The organism is Streptococcus suis YS56 (assembly GCF_000440115.1).
Lineage (GTDB): Bacteria > Bacillota > Bacilli > Lactobacillales > Streptococcaceae > Streptococcus > Streptococcus suis_L.
The window spans coordinates 1-14,041 of the sequence record NZ_ALMY01000015.1 but is presented as its reverse complement, the minus strand read 5'-3'; the positions used below and the strand labels follow the sequence as shown (position 1 = coordinate 14,041).

Sequence of the window (14,041 nt, the reverse complement as noted above, 5' to 3'; positions counted from 1 at the left end):
AGGTAGATACCAAGTTTAAAGCAGTTATTTCCGGAGACAAAAGGAGAGAAGAAAGTTTTCATGCGTATGGCGTGCTGATTTACCTTTAATTAAGGAAAAAATAAGCAAAAATGGTATAATTAAGGGATAATAGAATTTGTAAGAATCACGTAAAGGAGATGAGAAAGCAAGTATGACCAAGTTGATTTTTATGGGAACACCAACATTTTCAGCGACAGTCTTAAAAGGACTTTTGGCGGATGACCAGTATGAAATCCTTGCTGTTGTCACCCAGCCAGACCGAGCTGTTGGACGAAAAAAAGTCATCCAAATGACCCCTGTGAAAGAAGTAGCCTTGGAATACCATTTACCGGTCTATCAACCTGAAAAGCTATCTGGAAGCCAAGAACTAGATGAGCTAATGAATTTAGGAGCAGACGGGATTGTGACGGCAGCTTTTGGGCAATTCCTACCAACCAAATTATTGAACTCAGTTGACTTTGCAGTCAATGTTCATGCTTCTCTTCTTCCTAAATACCGTGGTGGTGCCCCTATCCATTACGCCTTGATTAACGGTGATGAGCGTGCGGGCGTAACGATCATGGAAATGGTCAAGGAAATGGATGCTGGTGATATGATTTCCAGTGATAGCATTGCCATTGAAGAAAGCGACAATGTCGGCAGCTTGTTTGAAAAATTGGCAGTTGTTGGTCGGGATTTATTATTACAAACCTTACCAGCCTATATTGCTGGTGACTTGAAACCAGTCGCTCAAAATCCAGAACAGGTAACCTTCTCACCAAATATCCAGCCAGAAGAAGAGGTACTGGATTGGAATAAGACAGCTCGTCAACTCTTCAATCACATTCGCGGTATGTACCCGTGGCCCGTTGCCCACACCTATTGGCAAGGGGAGCGGTTTAAAATTCAAGAAGCTGTAGAAGCAGAAGGCGAAGGACCAGTCGGTCAAGTCATTGCTCGAAGCAAGAAAGAATTGATCATTGCGACAGGTCAGGGAGCCCTTTCTCTGAAAACTGTCCAGCCAGCTGGTAAGCCAAAAATGACCATTGCAGACTTTTTAAATGGTGCAGGTCGAGATATTGCAGTAGGAGATCAATTTGGTGATCAATAAACATGAAACAGCAAGAAGTCTAGCCTTATCTGTATTGGAACAAGTCTTTGATCAAGGTGCTTACTCGAACATCGCTCTCAATAAGGCCCTAGAATCTTCTCGTTTATCAGCACAGGACAAGGGCTTGGCGACCGAGTTGGTCTATGGGACAGTCTCTCGTAAAATTACCCTAGAGTGGTATTTGGCCCATTTCATTGAAGACAGAGAAAAGTTGGACACTTGGGTCTACTATCTCCTCATGTTGAGCCTCTACCAGTTGGTATATTTGGACAAGTTACCACCCCACGCAGTTGTCAATGAGGCAGTTAATATTGCCAAGCGAAAGCCTGGTACTGACAAGTTTGTCAACGCTATTTTGCGTAAAATGAGCCAATCGACCTTGCCCAATCCTGCAGAAATCAAACGAAAGAACAAACGTCTATCCGTTCAGTATTCTGTGCCAGTTTGGTTGGTCCAAACCTTGATTGCAGAATATGGTGATGAACGTGCAGAGAAGATTTTCCAAAGCTTACATGATCGGAATAAGGCCAGCGTTCGTGTGACAGATAGTCAACGAGTGGAGCAATTGGCAGAGGAACTAGATGCCCAACACTCGCAGTTATCACCAGTTGGGTTGGTTAAATCTCATGGACACTTTGCGGGGACAGATTATTTCAAGGAAGGGCTTATCACTATTCAAGACGAAACCAGTCAATTGGTAGCTCCGACTTTGGATATTCAAGGAGATGAAATCATCTTGGATGCCTGTGCAGCCCCCGGTGGAAAAACCTGTCATATGGCAAGCTATCTTACGGATGGAAAAGTTTATGCGTTGGATTTATATGATCATAAACTAAACCTGATTGAAAAAAACGCACTTCGTTTAGGTCTAGAAGATAAGATTGAGACCAAACGTCTGGACGCCAGTCGTGTTCATGAAACATTTGGCCCTGATACCTTTGATAAGATATTGGTAGACGCTCCTTGTTCAGGTATTGGACTTATCCGCCGTAAGCCAGATATTCGTTATAACAAGGCATCGATGGACTTTGATTCTCTAAAGACTATCCAGTTGCAGATACTGGACAGTATTTGCCAAAGCTTGAAAATTGGTGGTATAATAACCTATAGCACATGTACGATTATTGCTAAGGAAAACCAAGAGGTTATTCAAGAATTTCTGCAAAACCATCCCAATTTTGAGCAGGTGACACTAGAACACCCTCAAACAGATATTATGGTGGATGGCTGCTTGTTGATAACCCCTGAACAGTATAAGACAGATGGATTTTTCATCGGTCAACTTAGACGAAAATCCTAGAATAAGAGGAGGAAGTTGCTTAGCAACGATAAAAATTATGGAAATTGCATTACTTACTGATGTAGGACAGAAACGTTCGAACAACCAAGACTATATCAATCGCTACAAAAACCGTGCAGGGATTGATTTGGTTGTATTAGCTGATGGCATGGGTGGTCACCGTGCTGGCCATATTGCTAGTGAAATGGCAGCAACAGATTTGGGAGCTGCTTGGGTTGATACTCAATTAGTGACCTTAAATGATGTCCGTGAATGGATGGTTGCAATCATTGATGCTGAAAACCAAAAGATTCATGAACTTGGACAGACAGAAGAATACAAGGGGATGGGAACAACTCTTGAAGCAGTTGTTGTCATCGACAACCAAATGATCTATGCCCATGTCGGAGATTCACGAGTTGGATTGATTAGAGATGGCGAATATACACGTCTAACCAACGACCATTCGCTGGTAGGTGCCCTTGTTCGAGCTGGTCAGCTCACAGAAGAAGAAGCACAGCGCCATCCTCAAAAAAATATTGTAACGCAGTCCATCGGACAAGCCGAACCAATTGAACCAGACATTGCTTTGAAAACTCTTGAGGTTGGAGATTATGTCCTTATTAACAGCGATGGCTTAACCAATATGGTACCAACCGAGGACATTCGTGATATTGTATTGAGTGATGTTTCAATTGAAAGCAAGGTAGAAACACTTGTACGTTTTGCCAATAATGCAGGCGGTCTAGATAATATTACAGTAGGTTTGCTTCACATTACGGAGGAGGCTAGGTAATGATTCAAATCGGTAAGATCTTTGCCGGTCGGTATCGAATCGTTCGGCAAATTGGTCGAGGCGGTATGGCAGATGTTTACCTAGCAAGAGATTTGATTTTAGATGGAGAAGAGGTTGCTGTTAAAGTTCTTCGGACCAACTATCAGACAGATCAAATTGCTATCCAGCGTTTTCAACGTGAAGCGCGTGCCATGGCAGAACTTGACCATCCCAATATCGTTCGTATTTCGGACATCGGTGAAGAAGATGGTCAACAGTATCTGGCTATGGAATATGTCAATGGCCTCGATTTAAAACGTTATATAAAAGAAAATGCACCACTCTCCAACGATGTTGCGGTGCGAATTATGGGACAGATTCTCCTTGCTATGCGAATGGCGCACACGAGAGGAATTGTCCATCGAGATTTGAAACCTCAGAACGTTCTTTTGACTTCCAATGGAGTCGCTAAAGTAACAGACTTTGGTATTGCAGTTGCCTTTGCTGAAACGAGTTTGACACAAACCAACTCCATGTTGGGTTCTGTTCACTATCTTTCACCTGAGCAGGCGCGTGGTTCGAAAGCGACCATTCAAAGTGACATTTATGCGATGGGAATTATGTTGTTTGAGATGTTGACAGGTCGCATTCCCTATGATGGAGATAGTGCTGTGACGATCGCTCTTCAGCATTTCCAAAAACCTCTCCCATCTGTTAGAGAAGAGAATGCCAACGTACCTCAGGCTTTAGAAAATGTTGTACTAAAAGCAACGGCTAAAAAATTAAACGAGCGCTATAAGTCGGTTGCAGAAATGTATGCAGATTTAGCTTCGGCCCTATCCATGGATCGTCGGAATGAACCCAGGGTTGAACTAGAAGGGAACAAGGTTGATCCAAAAACCTTGCCAAAACTCTCCCAGGCCAATGTTGAAACGAAAGTACCGCATACAAACAGTTCTGCCCAAACTTCTGCGACGGATAAGGGGTCTGGTAAGAAAGAAGTGGCGAAGTCGGGAAATAAGCCTGTTTCAAAACCAAGGTCAGGTATGCGTACACGCTACAAAGTCTTGATAGGGGCTATTTTGTTAACAGTCATAGCGGCTGGACTCATATTTTTCAACACTCCACGAACACTTACCGTCCCTGACGTATCTGGTCAAACCGTTGAAAAAGCTACAGAAATGATTGAAGTGGCAGGATTGAAAGTTGGAAACATCACAGAAGAAGCGACAGCGACTGTAGATGAAGGCTTGGTAATACGAACCTCCCCGGCTGCAAAGACGACCAGACGTCAAGGAAGTAAGATTGATATTGTAGTAGCAACGGCTGCGATGGTATCTATTCCAGATGTGACAGATAAGGATTCTGATACTGCACGGCAGGAATTGGAGGTTCTTGGTTTCCAAGTGACAACAAAAGAAGAATATAGCGAAAAAGTTGCCCAAGGTCTCGTCATCAAAACAGATCCAGGAGCAAATAGTTCTGCTGAGAAGGGGGCAAAAATTACCCTTTACGTTTCCAAAGGAGTAGCGCCACAAGTTGTTCCAAACGTTGTTGGAAAAACTCAGGAGAATGCTACTCAAATTCTTCAGACAGCAGGCTTCAGTATTGGAACTATTACTCAGGAATACAGCTCATCTGTTACTGCGGGTCAAGTTATCAGTACAGATCCCGTTGCCAATACAGAGTTGACAAAAGGTTCTATCATCAATCTAGTTGTTTCAAAAGGAAAAGAATTGATTATGCCTGATTTAACATCTGGCAAGTACACCTATTCACAGGCACGTAGTCAATTACAAGCACTGGGTGTCAATGTGGAAAGTATTGAAAAACAAGAAGATAGAAGCTATTATTCAACGACAAGTGATATCGTCATTGGACAATATCCTACTGCTGGCGCAACAATTGATGGAACAGTTACCTTGTATGTCTCCGTTGCATCAACCGGCGCCGGTAGCGATTCCTCAACAGGAAGTTCCACGAGTACAAGTACTTCAACAGATAGTGGACAATAAAGATGAATAAGGTTGGGCAGATGCCGGACCTTTTTCTCTTGATTAGAGAGCGTAGCTTGTGAGCGGTCCCCTACCTATGCCAAAATTGTTTCCTTCTGTCCATCAGGGTGATGGTCTAGGAGTGATTTGCATAGTTTATAGTATGTTTAGTTTATTTTGCTTGCCTTGTTAATTTACTTTGCCGTACCCAAGTACAGCCTGCATCTCGTTGCTTTGAACTAATATTTCCTACTTTGGATGGAGTTCTTTTACTTATTTTTTGTTACAATAGTATAGAAAGGATGGAGAAGATGCGGAAAGTTCAATTTTTTCTACTAATAGAAAGTATGATTTTTACGATGGCAGCCTTTGACGTGGTAGCCAATGAGGCCAGTCGGACCCTGCTACTTTTCTCTGCCTTATTACTCGTCATTTGGTACTTCCTAGGAAGAAAAGTTAATAGTGTTTTACTGGTCAGCTCCTTATCTCTATTATTTTTGGTCTTTGTTTTAAATCCCTTCTTCATTATTGGGATTATGCTGCTAGTCGTGTACATGCTGATTAATTTCTTTTCACGTTATGAAAAGAGAAACCAATATACCCATATTATTTTCAGTGACTATTCTCTACAGGTTCAAAAAGAGAAAAATAGATGGTTTGGCAACCACGACCACTCTCAAGATAGGTTTGGTTTTGAAGATATTAACATTGTACGCTTGTTTGGCAATGATGTAGTTGATTTGGATAAGACTGTATTAGTTGGCAGAGATAATATTGTTGTTATTCGTAAAACGTTTGGACGGACAAAAATTATTGTTCCAATTGATGTTGAGGTTGCACTTTCAGCAACTAGTATCTATGGACGAGTAAGTTTCCTGGGTGAATCATATTGGGATTTGCGGAATGAAAGTATAGCGATCAATAGTCCCGATTATCAAGAATCACACAAACGTGTAAAAGTCGTTACCAACAATATACTGGGAGATGTGGAGGTGGTTCGCGTATGAGAAAACGTACCTACCTACTCCTCGCCTGGTTTGCCTGTCTTATTGTTTTTGTGGTGATTGCTTCCACCCTCCCACTTTTAAATTATTCATTGCTAGATGTTACGCTCTGGATCTCAACGGAGCAGCTCGTGTTTACTCTCATTCTACTAGTTATTGTTTTGACCCTTTTTCTAGCTGTAATGGTACAAACTGTCAGTCTGGCCTCCACTCAGGTTATGCGGACGAAGTTACAAGCTATCTTGAAGAATAAAAGTATTCGAACAGATACCGAAAGTGATCAACTCTTGCTCCAGTTATCTGATAAGGTCAGAAACCTCACGCGTCAGGTGCAGCTGGTTGACAATCAAGATTTAGTCAAGAAAGAAGAGATTGTTGAGGGAGAACGGAAACGGATTGCCAGGGATTTGCATGATACGGTTAGTCAAGAGTTATTTGCAACGAGCATGATTTTGTCAGGATTATCGTCCAATCTATCCACTCTTCCGCAGGAAACTTTGCAGGAACAGCTGATGCTCGTGAAAGACATGATTGAGTCTGCCCAAAGAGACCTACGCATCCTATTATTACATCTACGCCCAAGTGAACTTGAAAGTAAAACCTTGGTTGAAGGATTTGAGCTGATTTTGCGTGAAGTTAGCGACAAAAGTAATATTATCGTTCATTTCCAACATGAAGTAGAGGAACTACCGAAACTAATTGAAGAACATCTCTTCCGCATTGCGCAAGAAATTATCAGTAATACCTTGCGACATGCCAAAGCCAAGCATTTGGATGTTTACCTCTTGCAGAAGGAAACAGAACTTCAGTTGAAAATGACAGACGATGGGATCGGCTTCCAACAAGGTGCAGATGATGAATTAAGTTACGGTCTTCAAAACATACGTGAGCGGGTTGAAGACATGGCTGGAACGATAAAAATTCGCACAGCTCCAAATAAGGGAGTGGCGATTGATATTCGTATCCCACTATTGAAAGGAAAAGAAGATGAATACGATTCGAGTGATGCTGGTTGACGACCATGAGATGGTCCGTCTAGGATTGAAAAGTTACTTAAATTTACAGCCAGATGTTGAAGTAGTTGCAGAAGCTAGTGATGGCGAGGAAGGTCTGGCTAAAGCGTTAGAGGTTAAACCCGATGTTATAGTGATGGACTTGGTTATGCCCAAGATGACTGGCGTAGAAGCAACCCTGGCCTTGCTGAAGGAATGGCCGCAAGCGCAGATTGTCATCCTGACTTCCTATCTAGATAATGAGAAAATCTATCCTGTGCTGGAAGCAGGAGCTCGTGGCTATATGTTGAAAACGTCAAGTGCTGACGAAATCTTAGCAGCCATCCGCAAGGTAGCTCTTGGAGAATATGCTATTGAGACAGAAGTAGAGAAAAAAGTAGAGCACCATAAACGCCACCCAGATTTACATGATGACTTGACAGCTCGTGAACGCGAAATCTTGACGCTGTTAGCCAAGGGATATGATAATCAACGAATTGCAGATGAGTCTTTCATTTCCCTAAAAACTGTTAAGACCCATGTTTCCAATATCTTATCCAAACTAGCTGTTAGCGATCGTACTCAAGCAGTTGTTTATGCTTTCCAGCATGGTTTGGTGGCGCAAGAGGACCAATAGTGGTATAATGAAAATTAGTTAATTTTCAACCAAAGGATAGTGGAATTATATGGATGCAAAACTCAGATATAAGGCAAAAAAAATAAAAATAGTCTTTTTTGACATTGACGACACGCTACGTGTAAAGAATACAGGCTACATTCCTGAATCAATTCAGCAGGTTTTCAAATCACTGAAAGAAAAGGGAATTTTGACAGGAATTGCTTCAGGACGAACGCCTTATGGTTTGGTGCCAGAAATCAAGGCCTTAAAGCCAGACTTTTTCGCTATGATTAACGGCTCCTACGTAGAAGATGCCAAAGGTCAGGTAGTGTACCATCAGCCGATGCCCCAAAATTTAGTAGAATCTGTATTAAATTGGGCTAAAGAAATTGGAATCGAATATGGTATGCTTGGTAGTCAAAAAGGGACCCTTTCTGCACGAACTGACCGCATTAGTCAAGTAATTGACTTGATTTATGAAGGTTTGGAAACAAACCCAACTTTTTATAAAGAAAATGACATCTATCAATTGCTAACTTTCGAGAAAGATGGTCACGAAGTAGAACTTCCAGAAGAGTTGCAAGCGGAATTGCGTAGTGTTCGTTGGGATGCTATTTCATCAGACATTGTGCTAAAAGGCTCTTCCAAAGCAACTGGTGTTGCTAAGGTTGTTGAAAAACTAGGCCTGAAACCTGAAAATGTCCTAGTGTTCGGAGATGGACTCAACGATATTGAGTTATTCGATTATGCAGGAATTAGTGTCGCTATGGGGCATTCGCATCCAGAACTGCAAAAGCATGCAGATTATATCACAAAAAAAGTAGAAGAAGATGGCATTTTTGATGCCTTGGAGAAATTAGGTATGGTAGAAAAAGAAAAATATTTCCCGCAATTAGATTTGGAAAATGTTACAGGACCAGTTGCGCATATCAAGACTAACCATGGTAAGTTAACAGTAAAACTCTTCCCTGAAATTGCACCCAAAACTGTAGCAAATTTCGTAGCTCTTTCTAAAGATGGCTATTATGACGGAATTATCTTCCATCGTATTATCAAAGACTTTATGATTCAAGGTGGCGATCCAACCGGAACAGGTATGGGTGGTGAATCTATTTATGGTACTGCGTTTGAAGATGAATTTTCAATGGAAGCTTTTAATCTCAGAGGAGCCTTGTCAATGGCCAATGCAGGACCAAATACAAATGGAAGCCAATTCTTTATCGTTCAAAACCAAAACTTCCCATACAATGCGAAAGAATTAGAACGAGGCGGTTGGCCTAAAGAAGTTGCAGAAGCCTATGTCAAAAATGGCGGTACACCACATCTAGACCAACGCCACACAGTGTTTGGTCATCTAGTTGATGAAGACTCCTTCGTCGTCTTGGATGCTATCGCAGCGGTTGCAACAGATTCAGCAGATCGTCCACATGAAGATGTTGTAATTGAGACCATCGAAATAGAGGATTAAGATGAAAATCGGAGATAAACTCAAGGGGACGGTAACGGGCATTCAGCCGTATGGAGCCTTTGTACAATTAGAGAATGGGACGACGGGCCTAATCCATATCTCGGAAATCAAAACAGGTTTTGTTGATAATATTTATGATCATTTAAAATTGGGGCAAGAGGTTTTGGTACAAGTAGTTGACTTTGATGAATATACTGAAAAGGCTAGTTTATCAATCCGGACCTTAGAAGAAGAACAACAAAAAATTCCGCGTCATCATCGTTTTACAAATGAACGGAATAAAATTGGTTTTTCCCCTTTAGCAAAACAACTTCCGAAATGGATTGAGGAAGCTAAAGGCTATCTCAAAGAACACAAAGAAAAGAAGGTATAGGATGCATTCCTAACCTTCTTTCTTTTTAATCATTGAACTCATAAAGAGCTGTTGACAAGTAACGCTCACCATTATCAGGCAAGATTGCCAACACTTTTTTTCCAGTTCCCAACTCCTTAGCAACTTCGATAGCAGCGTGAATTGCTGCACCTGAAGAAATACCAACTAAGAATCCTTCTTTTCCACCGATAGCACGACCTGTAGCTAAGGCATCGTCGGATTTGACACGAATAATGCCATCATAGGCGCTAGTGTCCAAAGTATCTGGAATAAAACCTGCCGAAATACCTTGGATCTTGTGCGGACCAGGTGCTTCACCAGATAATACAGCTGATTCATCAGCTTCGACAGCATAGATAGCAATATCTGGATTTGCTGTCTTCAAAACATGCGAAACACCTGAAACGGTACCACCAGTACCAACGCCAGATACAAAGGCATCCAGACCAGTTGCCCCAAAGTCTTCCAAAATTTCCTGTCCTGTTGTATCTTCATGAACTTTTGGATTGGATGGATTGGCAAACTGGAAAGGCACCCAGCCTTTTTTTTCTTCGGCAATCTCTTTTGCCTTGGCAATAGCTCCCTTCATTCCTTCGCTACCAGGAGTTAAGACAAGCTCAGCCCCATAGGCTTGGATGATTTTGCGACGCTCAATGCTCATGGTTTCAGGCATAACGATAATCACTTTATAGCCTTTTGCGGCACCGACCCAAGCAAGACCGATACCAGTATTTCCGCTGGTTGGCTCGACAATGGTATCCCCAGGTTTGATGGTACCGGCCTTCTCAGCATCTTCAATCATAGCCAAGGCGATACGGTCTTTGACAGAAGAACCTGGATTGAAAGCTTCCAATTTGACATAGACCTCAGCAGCTCCTTCAGGAACAATATTGTTCAGTTTGATAATCGGAGTTTTTCCAACTAATTGCGTAATATTTTGATAAATAGCCATAAGGCACCTCCAAATAATGTTACTACTAGTATATAGTAGAACTTCAAAAAAGTATAATATAAAAAAACTATCATAACGATAGTCTTTTTTAATAGACAGGAACCTCTATAATTCGACTGTCAGTCTTCTCAGCATGGACTTTACCATGGTAAAATTCTGTCAGGCTTGCCAAGGTTTGTTCTAAGCATTCCTTATCTACAAACACCATGGTTGAAACTTCAGTCATGAACTGGGTATCAAATTCTTCCAGCCCTTTCTCCGCTCGCCAATTAGCAAACTCTTGGTATTGGGCGTAGGACATGGTGATGGAGATTCCCTCCTGTTCCTTAACTTCCACTACACCGATTTCCTTGACTGCATTAGCCACAGCTCCAGCGTAAGCACGGATTAAACCACCAGCACCCAGTTTGATGCCTCCAAAATAGCGGGTAACCACCGTAGCGACATTGGTCAGCTCGTGATTTTCTAAAACCGTCAGCATTGGCACACCAGCAGTTCCTGAAGGCTCTCCGTCATCTGAGGAACGCTTGATTTCCATATTTTCTCCGAGAACAAAGGCAGAGCAGTTATGGGTGGCCTTGTAATGTTCTTTCTTGATCTTGTTGATAAAGTCGCGAGCTTCCTCCTCGCTGGTCACTCGTTTCATAAAGCAGATAAATCGTGACTTTTTAATTTCTTCCTCAACAATCCCATCTTCTCTAATTGTTTTAAATTCTTTCATAACCAAATTGTACTAATTTTTTTTAAAACTGACAAGAAATTCCGAATAAATAAGCGATGAAAGAATTAGAAAATTATTATGGAAGATTATTTACCAAATACCAATTGACGGCAAAAGAAAGAGAAATAGCAGAAAAAGTGCCAAGTATTACAAAAAAGAATAACTGCTTTCGATGTGGAACAGTGTTTGAAGAAGAAAACAAGTTGCCAAACGAAGCATATTACTGTCGAGCCTGCTTGCTTTTGGGCAGAGTACGGTCAGATGAAACACTCTACCATTTTCCACAGCAAGAATTTCCTGTAAATTCTTGTTTGAAATGGAAGGGGACGTTAACCGATTGGCAACAAGGGATTTCTGACGGCTTGCTAGCAAATGTTGAAAAAAGACAAGCGACCTTGGTTCATGCCGTAACGGGTGCTGGCAAGACAGAAATGATTTACCACACCGTTGCCTCTGTGATTGATAAAGGCGGAGCAGTTTGCCTAGCCAGTCCACGAATTGATGTCTGCATCGAACTCTATAAACGACTGCAAAATGACTTTTCAGTCCCCATTAGTCTCTTACACGGAGAGTCCGAACCCTATTTCCGAACGCCTCTCGTTGTTGCAACGACACATCAGTTGTTAAAATTTTATCAGGCCTTTGATTTGGTTTTGATTGATGAAGTAGATGCATTCCCCTACGCAGACAACCCCATGCTTTATCGAGCGGCAGATAATGCGGTCAAGGAAGACGGTGTTCAAGTATTTTTGACAGCAACATCAACAGATGAATTGGATAAAAAAGTTAAAACAGGCAAATTAAAACGGCTCAGCCTACCGAGACGATTTCATGGAAATCCACTTATTGTGCCACAAAAGGTTTGGTTTTCCAAGTTTGATGCCAACCTAAAGCAAAATAAACTGGTCCCCAAACTTACGAAGGCGATCCAAGAACAGAGAAAATCAGGCTTTCCCTTGCTCATTTTTGTACCAGAAATTTCCAAAGGTCAAAATTTTGCTAAGCTAATGGAAAAAACATTTCCAAATGAAACAATTGGTTTTGTATCCAGTCAAACAGAAAATCGTCTTGAAATAGTAGAAGGCTTTCGCAATAAAGACATTACAATCCTAATTTCTACCACCATTCTAGAACGTGGGGTAACCTTCCCTGGTGTAGATGTCATCGTTGTCCAAGCTAATCATTACCTCTACACCTCGTCCAGTCTTGTGCAAATTGCAGGTCGAGTTGGCAGGAGTATGGATCGTCCGACTGGCCTACTCCAGTTTTTCCACGAGGGGTCTACTCGCTCTATTGAAAAGGCCATTGCTGAAATCAAACAAATGAACAAGGAGGCCGGCTATGTCTAACTGCTTACTATGTGATCAAAACTTGAAAACAAGACAAACCTTTGCTGAGCTTATTTTCTTTGGTAAAACCCAGTCAGGAGTTTGTCATGATTGTCTTGCTACTTTTGAAAAAATAGCAGAGCAACACTGTCCGCATTGTTTTAAAAGTGGGGAAGCAGGAAGCTGCAAGGATTGTCACTACTGGCTAAGCCAAGGGAAATCAGTATCTCACACGGCCATTTTTCAGTACAATGAAGCCATGGCAGCATACTTTAGCCGCTATAAATTTCAAGGCGACTATGTTCTCAGAAAAATTTTTGCATCAGAACTCAAAAAAACACTAGCAGATTTTTCCGACTATACCATCGTTCCCATTCCACTCAGTCAAGAACGACTGGAAGAACGAGGTTTTAACCAGGTAACTGGTTTACTAGAAGCAGCTAATGTTCCTTATCGAGAGTTACTGGGCAAACGAGATAGTAAAAAGCAATCTTCTAAAAGTCGAGAAGAAAGGCTGGAAACAGAACAAACATTTTACCTACTAGATGAAAAAAATCTACCAGAAAAAATTTTATTAATCGACGATATTTACACAACAGGAGCTACAATTCAGCTTGCAAAAAGTCTTTTCATGAAAACCGAACAGAAAGAAATCAAAACATTTTCACTTTGCAGATAAGAAAACGGTTGCATTTATTTAATAATGTGATATAATAATAGTGAAGAAAGGCGAAAGCCTAGAAAGAGGTACTAATATGATTAAATTCAGTATTCGTGGAGAAAACCTTGAAGTTACAGAAGCGCTTCGCACTTATGTAGAAGAGAAAGTTGCAAAGATTGAGAAATATTTCAATGAAGATCAAGAATTGAATGCGAAAGTAAATCTAAAAGTTTACCGTGATAAGCGCTCAAAAGTTGAAGTTACAATTCCAGTTGGATCAATGACACTTCGAGCTGAGGATGTATCACAGGAAATGTACGGTTCAATAGACTTGGTTGTAGACAAGATTGAACGTCAAATTCGTCGTAACAAAACAAAAATTGAAAGAAAACATCGCCAAAAAGTTGCAACAGGTCAAGTATTTGCAGAAGATTTAGTTGAAGAAACAGAAGACGAAGTAAAAGTTGTAAGAACAAAGCAGGTTGATTTAAAACCAATGGATATAGAAGAAGCAATTCTCCAATTGGAATTACTAGGTCATGACTTCTTCATTTACACTGATGCAAATGATGGTACTACAAACGTATTATATAAACGTGAAGATGGAGATTTAGGACTTCTAGAAGTTCGCCAATAATCAACAAAAGAACAGTTACATGATGTAGCTGTTCTTCTTTGATTCAAAAAAAACAAAAACATACTAAGATTAGTAGTGAGGAAATCTCCGACGGGAGAGAGTACTCATTACTTTTTCTTTATGTTAA

General features: G+C 41.1%; 14 protein-coding genes. 12 read left to right on the top strand and 2 right to left on the bottom strand.

Features of this window, described 5'->3' with window-relative positions:
- The first annotated feature begins 172 nt into the window (after positions 1 to 172).
- The 9 genes from fmt to SST62_RS0102505 all read left to right on the top strand — a co-directional run bounded on the left by fmt (position 173) and on the right by SST62_RS0102505 (position 9,615).
- A complete protein-coding gene (gene fmt, locus SST62_RS0102545; protein WP_029186188.1) occupies positions 173 to 1,111 on the top strand; it encodes a methionyl-tRNA formyltransferase in 939 nt (312 codons plus the stop codon).
- Positions 1,098 to 2,411 carry a 16S rRNA (cytosine(967)-C(5))-methyltransferase RsmB gene (rsmB, locus tag SST62_RS0102540; protein ID WP_079267406.1) on the top strand — a complete coding sequence of 438 codons (1,314 nt, stop codon included), beginning with the start codon at positions 1,098 to 1,100 and terminating at the stop codon, positions 2,409 to 2,411. Before fmt ends, rsmB begins: the two co-directional genes overlap by 14 nt.
- Positions 2,412 to 2,448: 37 nt before the next feature.
- A complete protein-coding gene (locus SST62_RS0102535) occupies positions 2,449 to 3,186 on the top strand; it encodes a Stp1/IreP family PP2C-type Ser/Thr phosphatase (protein ID WP_004194145.1) in 738 nt (245 codons plus the stop codon).
- Positions 3,186 to 5,180 (top strand): Stk1 family PASTA domain-containing Ser/Thr kinase, encoded by a 1,995-nt coding sequence (gene pknB / locus SST62_RS0102530; protein WP_029186186.1) that lies wholly within the window; start codon positions 3,186 to 3,188, stop codon positions 5,178 to 5,180. Before SST62_RS0102535 ends, pknB begins: the two co-directional genes overlap by 1 nt.
- A 290-nt stretch (positions 5,181 to 5,470) precedes the next feature.
- On the top strand, positions 5,471 to 6,166 hold the full coding sequence (gene liaF, locus SST62_RS0102525) for a cell wall-active antibiotics response protein LiaF (RefSeq protein WP_024398624.1): 696 nt from the start codon (positions 5,471 to 5,473) through the stop codon (positions 6,164 to 6,166).
- Positions 6,163 to 7,179 (top strand): sensor histidine kinase, encoded by a 1,017-nt coding sequence (locus SST62_RS0102520; protein ID WP_002937028.1) that lies wholly within the window; start codon positions 6,163 to 6,165, stop codon positions 7,177 to 7,179. The genes liaF and SST62_RS0102520 overlap by 4 nt, the downstream gene beginning before the upstream one ends.
- A complete protein-coding gene (locus SST62_RS0102515; RefSeq protein WP_024394813.1) occupies positions 7,151 to 7,792 on the top strand; it encodes a response regulator transcription factor in 642 nt (213 codons plus the stop codon). The genes SST62_RS0102520 and SST62_RS0102515 overlap by 29 nt, the downstream gene beginning before the upstream one ends.
- A 49-nt stretch (positions 7,793 to 7,841) precedes the next feature.
- Positions 7,842 to 9,242, top strand: a complete 1,401-nt coding sequence (locus SST62_RS0102510; protein WP_029186185.1) for a bifunctional Cof-type HAD-IIB family hydrolase/peptidylprolyl isomerase — start codon at positions 7,842 to 7,844, stop codon at positions 9,240 to 9,242.
- Position 9,243: 1 nt separating this feature from the next.
- Positions 9,244 to 9,615 carry a S1 RNA-binding domain-containing protein gene (locus tag SST62_RS0102505; RefSeq protein WP_002937017.1) on the top strand — a complete coding sequence of 124 codons (372 nt, stop codon included), beginning with the start codon at positions 9,244 to 9,246 and terminating at the stop codon, positions 9,613 to 9,615.
- 25 nt (positions 9,616 to 9,640) lie between these two features.
- Here SST62_RS0102505 and cysK read toward each other — a convergent pair whose 3' ends face one another.
- Positions 9,641 to 10,567, bottom strand: coding sequence for a cysteine synthase A (gene cysK / locus SST62_RS0102500; RefSeq protein WP_029186184.1), 927 nt, complete (start codon positions 10,565 to 10,567; stop codon positions 9,641 to 9,643).
- Positions 10,568 to 10,655: 88 nt separating this feature from the next.
- Positions 10,656 to 11,288 (bottom strand): YigZ family protein, encoded by a 633-nt coding sequence (locus SST62_RS0102495; RefSeq protein WP_029186183.1) that lies wholly within the window; start codon positions 11,286 to 11,288, stop codon positions 10,656 to 10,658.
- Positions 11,289 to 11,344: 56 nt separating this feature from the next.
- Between SST62_RS0102495 and SST62_RS0102490 the strand changes: the two genes are divergently transcribed.
- The 3 genes from SST62_RS0102490 to hpf all read left to right on the top strand — a co-directional run bounded on the left by SST62_RS0102490 (position 11,345) and on the right by hpf (position 13,914).
- The gene (locus SST62_RS0102490) at positions 11,345 to 12,637 is read left to right on the top strand and encodes a DEAD/DEAH box helicase (RefSeq protein WP_029186182.1); all 1,293 of its coding nucleotides are present in this window, start codon (positions 11,345 to 11,347) and stop codon (positions 12,635 to 12,637) included.
- Positions 12,630 to 13,295, top strand: coding sequence for a ComF family protein (locus tag SST62_RS0102485; protein ID WP_029186181.1), 666 nt, complete (start codon positions 12,630 to 12,632; stop codon positions 13,293 to 13,295). The genes SST62_RS0102490 and SST62_RS0102485 overlap by 8 nt, the downstream gene beginning before the upstream one ends.
- A 76-nt stretch (positions 13,296 to 13,371) precedes the next feature.
- Entirely contained in the window at positions 13,372 to 13,914 is a 543-nt protein-coding gene (gene hpf, locus SST62_RS0102480; protein ID WP_029186180.1) for a ribosome hibernation-promoting factor, HPF/YfiA family, read from the top strand.
- Positions 13,915 to 14,041 lie beyond the last annotated feature (127 nt).

Bases quoted from the DNA above. Each gene is read 5' to 3' on its own strand.
- fmt (WP_029186188.1), top strand. From the start codon at position 173: ATGACCAAGTTGATTTTTATGGGAACACCAACATTTTCAGCGACAGTC.
- cysK (WP_029186184.1), bottom strand. From the start codon at position 10,567: ATGGCTATTTATCAAAATATTACGCAATTAGTTGGAAAAACTCCGATT.
- SST62_RS0102515 (WP_024394813.1), top strand. From the start codon at position 7,151: ATGAATACGATTCGAGTGATGCTGGTTGACGACCATGAGATGGTCCGT.
- SST62_RS0102485 (WP_029186181.1), top strand. From the start codon at position 12,630: ATGTCTAACTGCTTACTATGTGATCAAAACTTGAAAACAAGACAAACC.
- pknB (WP_029186186.1), top strand. From the start codon at position 3,186: ATGATTCAAATCGGTAAGATCTTTGCCGGTCGGTATCGAATCGTTCGG.
- SST62_RS0102510 (WP_029186185.1), top strand. From the start codon at position 7,842: ATGGATGCAAAACTCAGATATAAGGCAAAAAAAATAAAAATAGTCTTT.
- SST62_RS0102495 (WP_029186183.1), bottom strand. From the start codon at position 11,288: ATGAAAGAATTTAAAACAATTAGAGAAGATGGGATTGTTGAGGAAGAA.
- SST62_RS0102520 (WP_002937028.1), top strand. From the start codon at position 6,163: ATGAGAAAACGTACCTACCTACTCCTCGCCTGGTTTGCCTGTCTTATT.
- SST62_RS0102535 (WP_004194145.1), top strand. From the start codon at position 2,449: ATGGAAATTGCATTACTTACTGATGTAGGACAGAAACGTTCGAACAAC.
- SST62_RS0102505 (WP_002937017.1), top strand. From the start codon at position 9,244: ATGAAAATCGGAGATAAACTCAAGGGGACGGTAACGGGCATTCAGCCG.
- hpf (WP_029186180.1), top strand. From the start codon at position 13,372: ATGATTAAATTCAGTATTCGTGGAGAAAACCTTGAAGTTACAGAAGCG.
- SST62_RS0102490 (WP_029186182.1), top strand. From the start codon at position 11,345: ATGAAAGAATTAGAAAATTATTATGGAAGATTATTTACCAAATACCAA.
- liaF (WP_024398624.1), top strand. From the start codon at position 5,471: ATGCGGAAAGTTCAATTTTTTCTACTAATAGAAAGTATGATTTTTACG.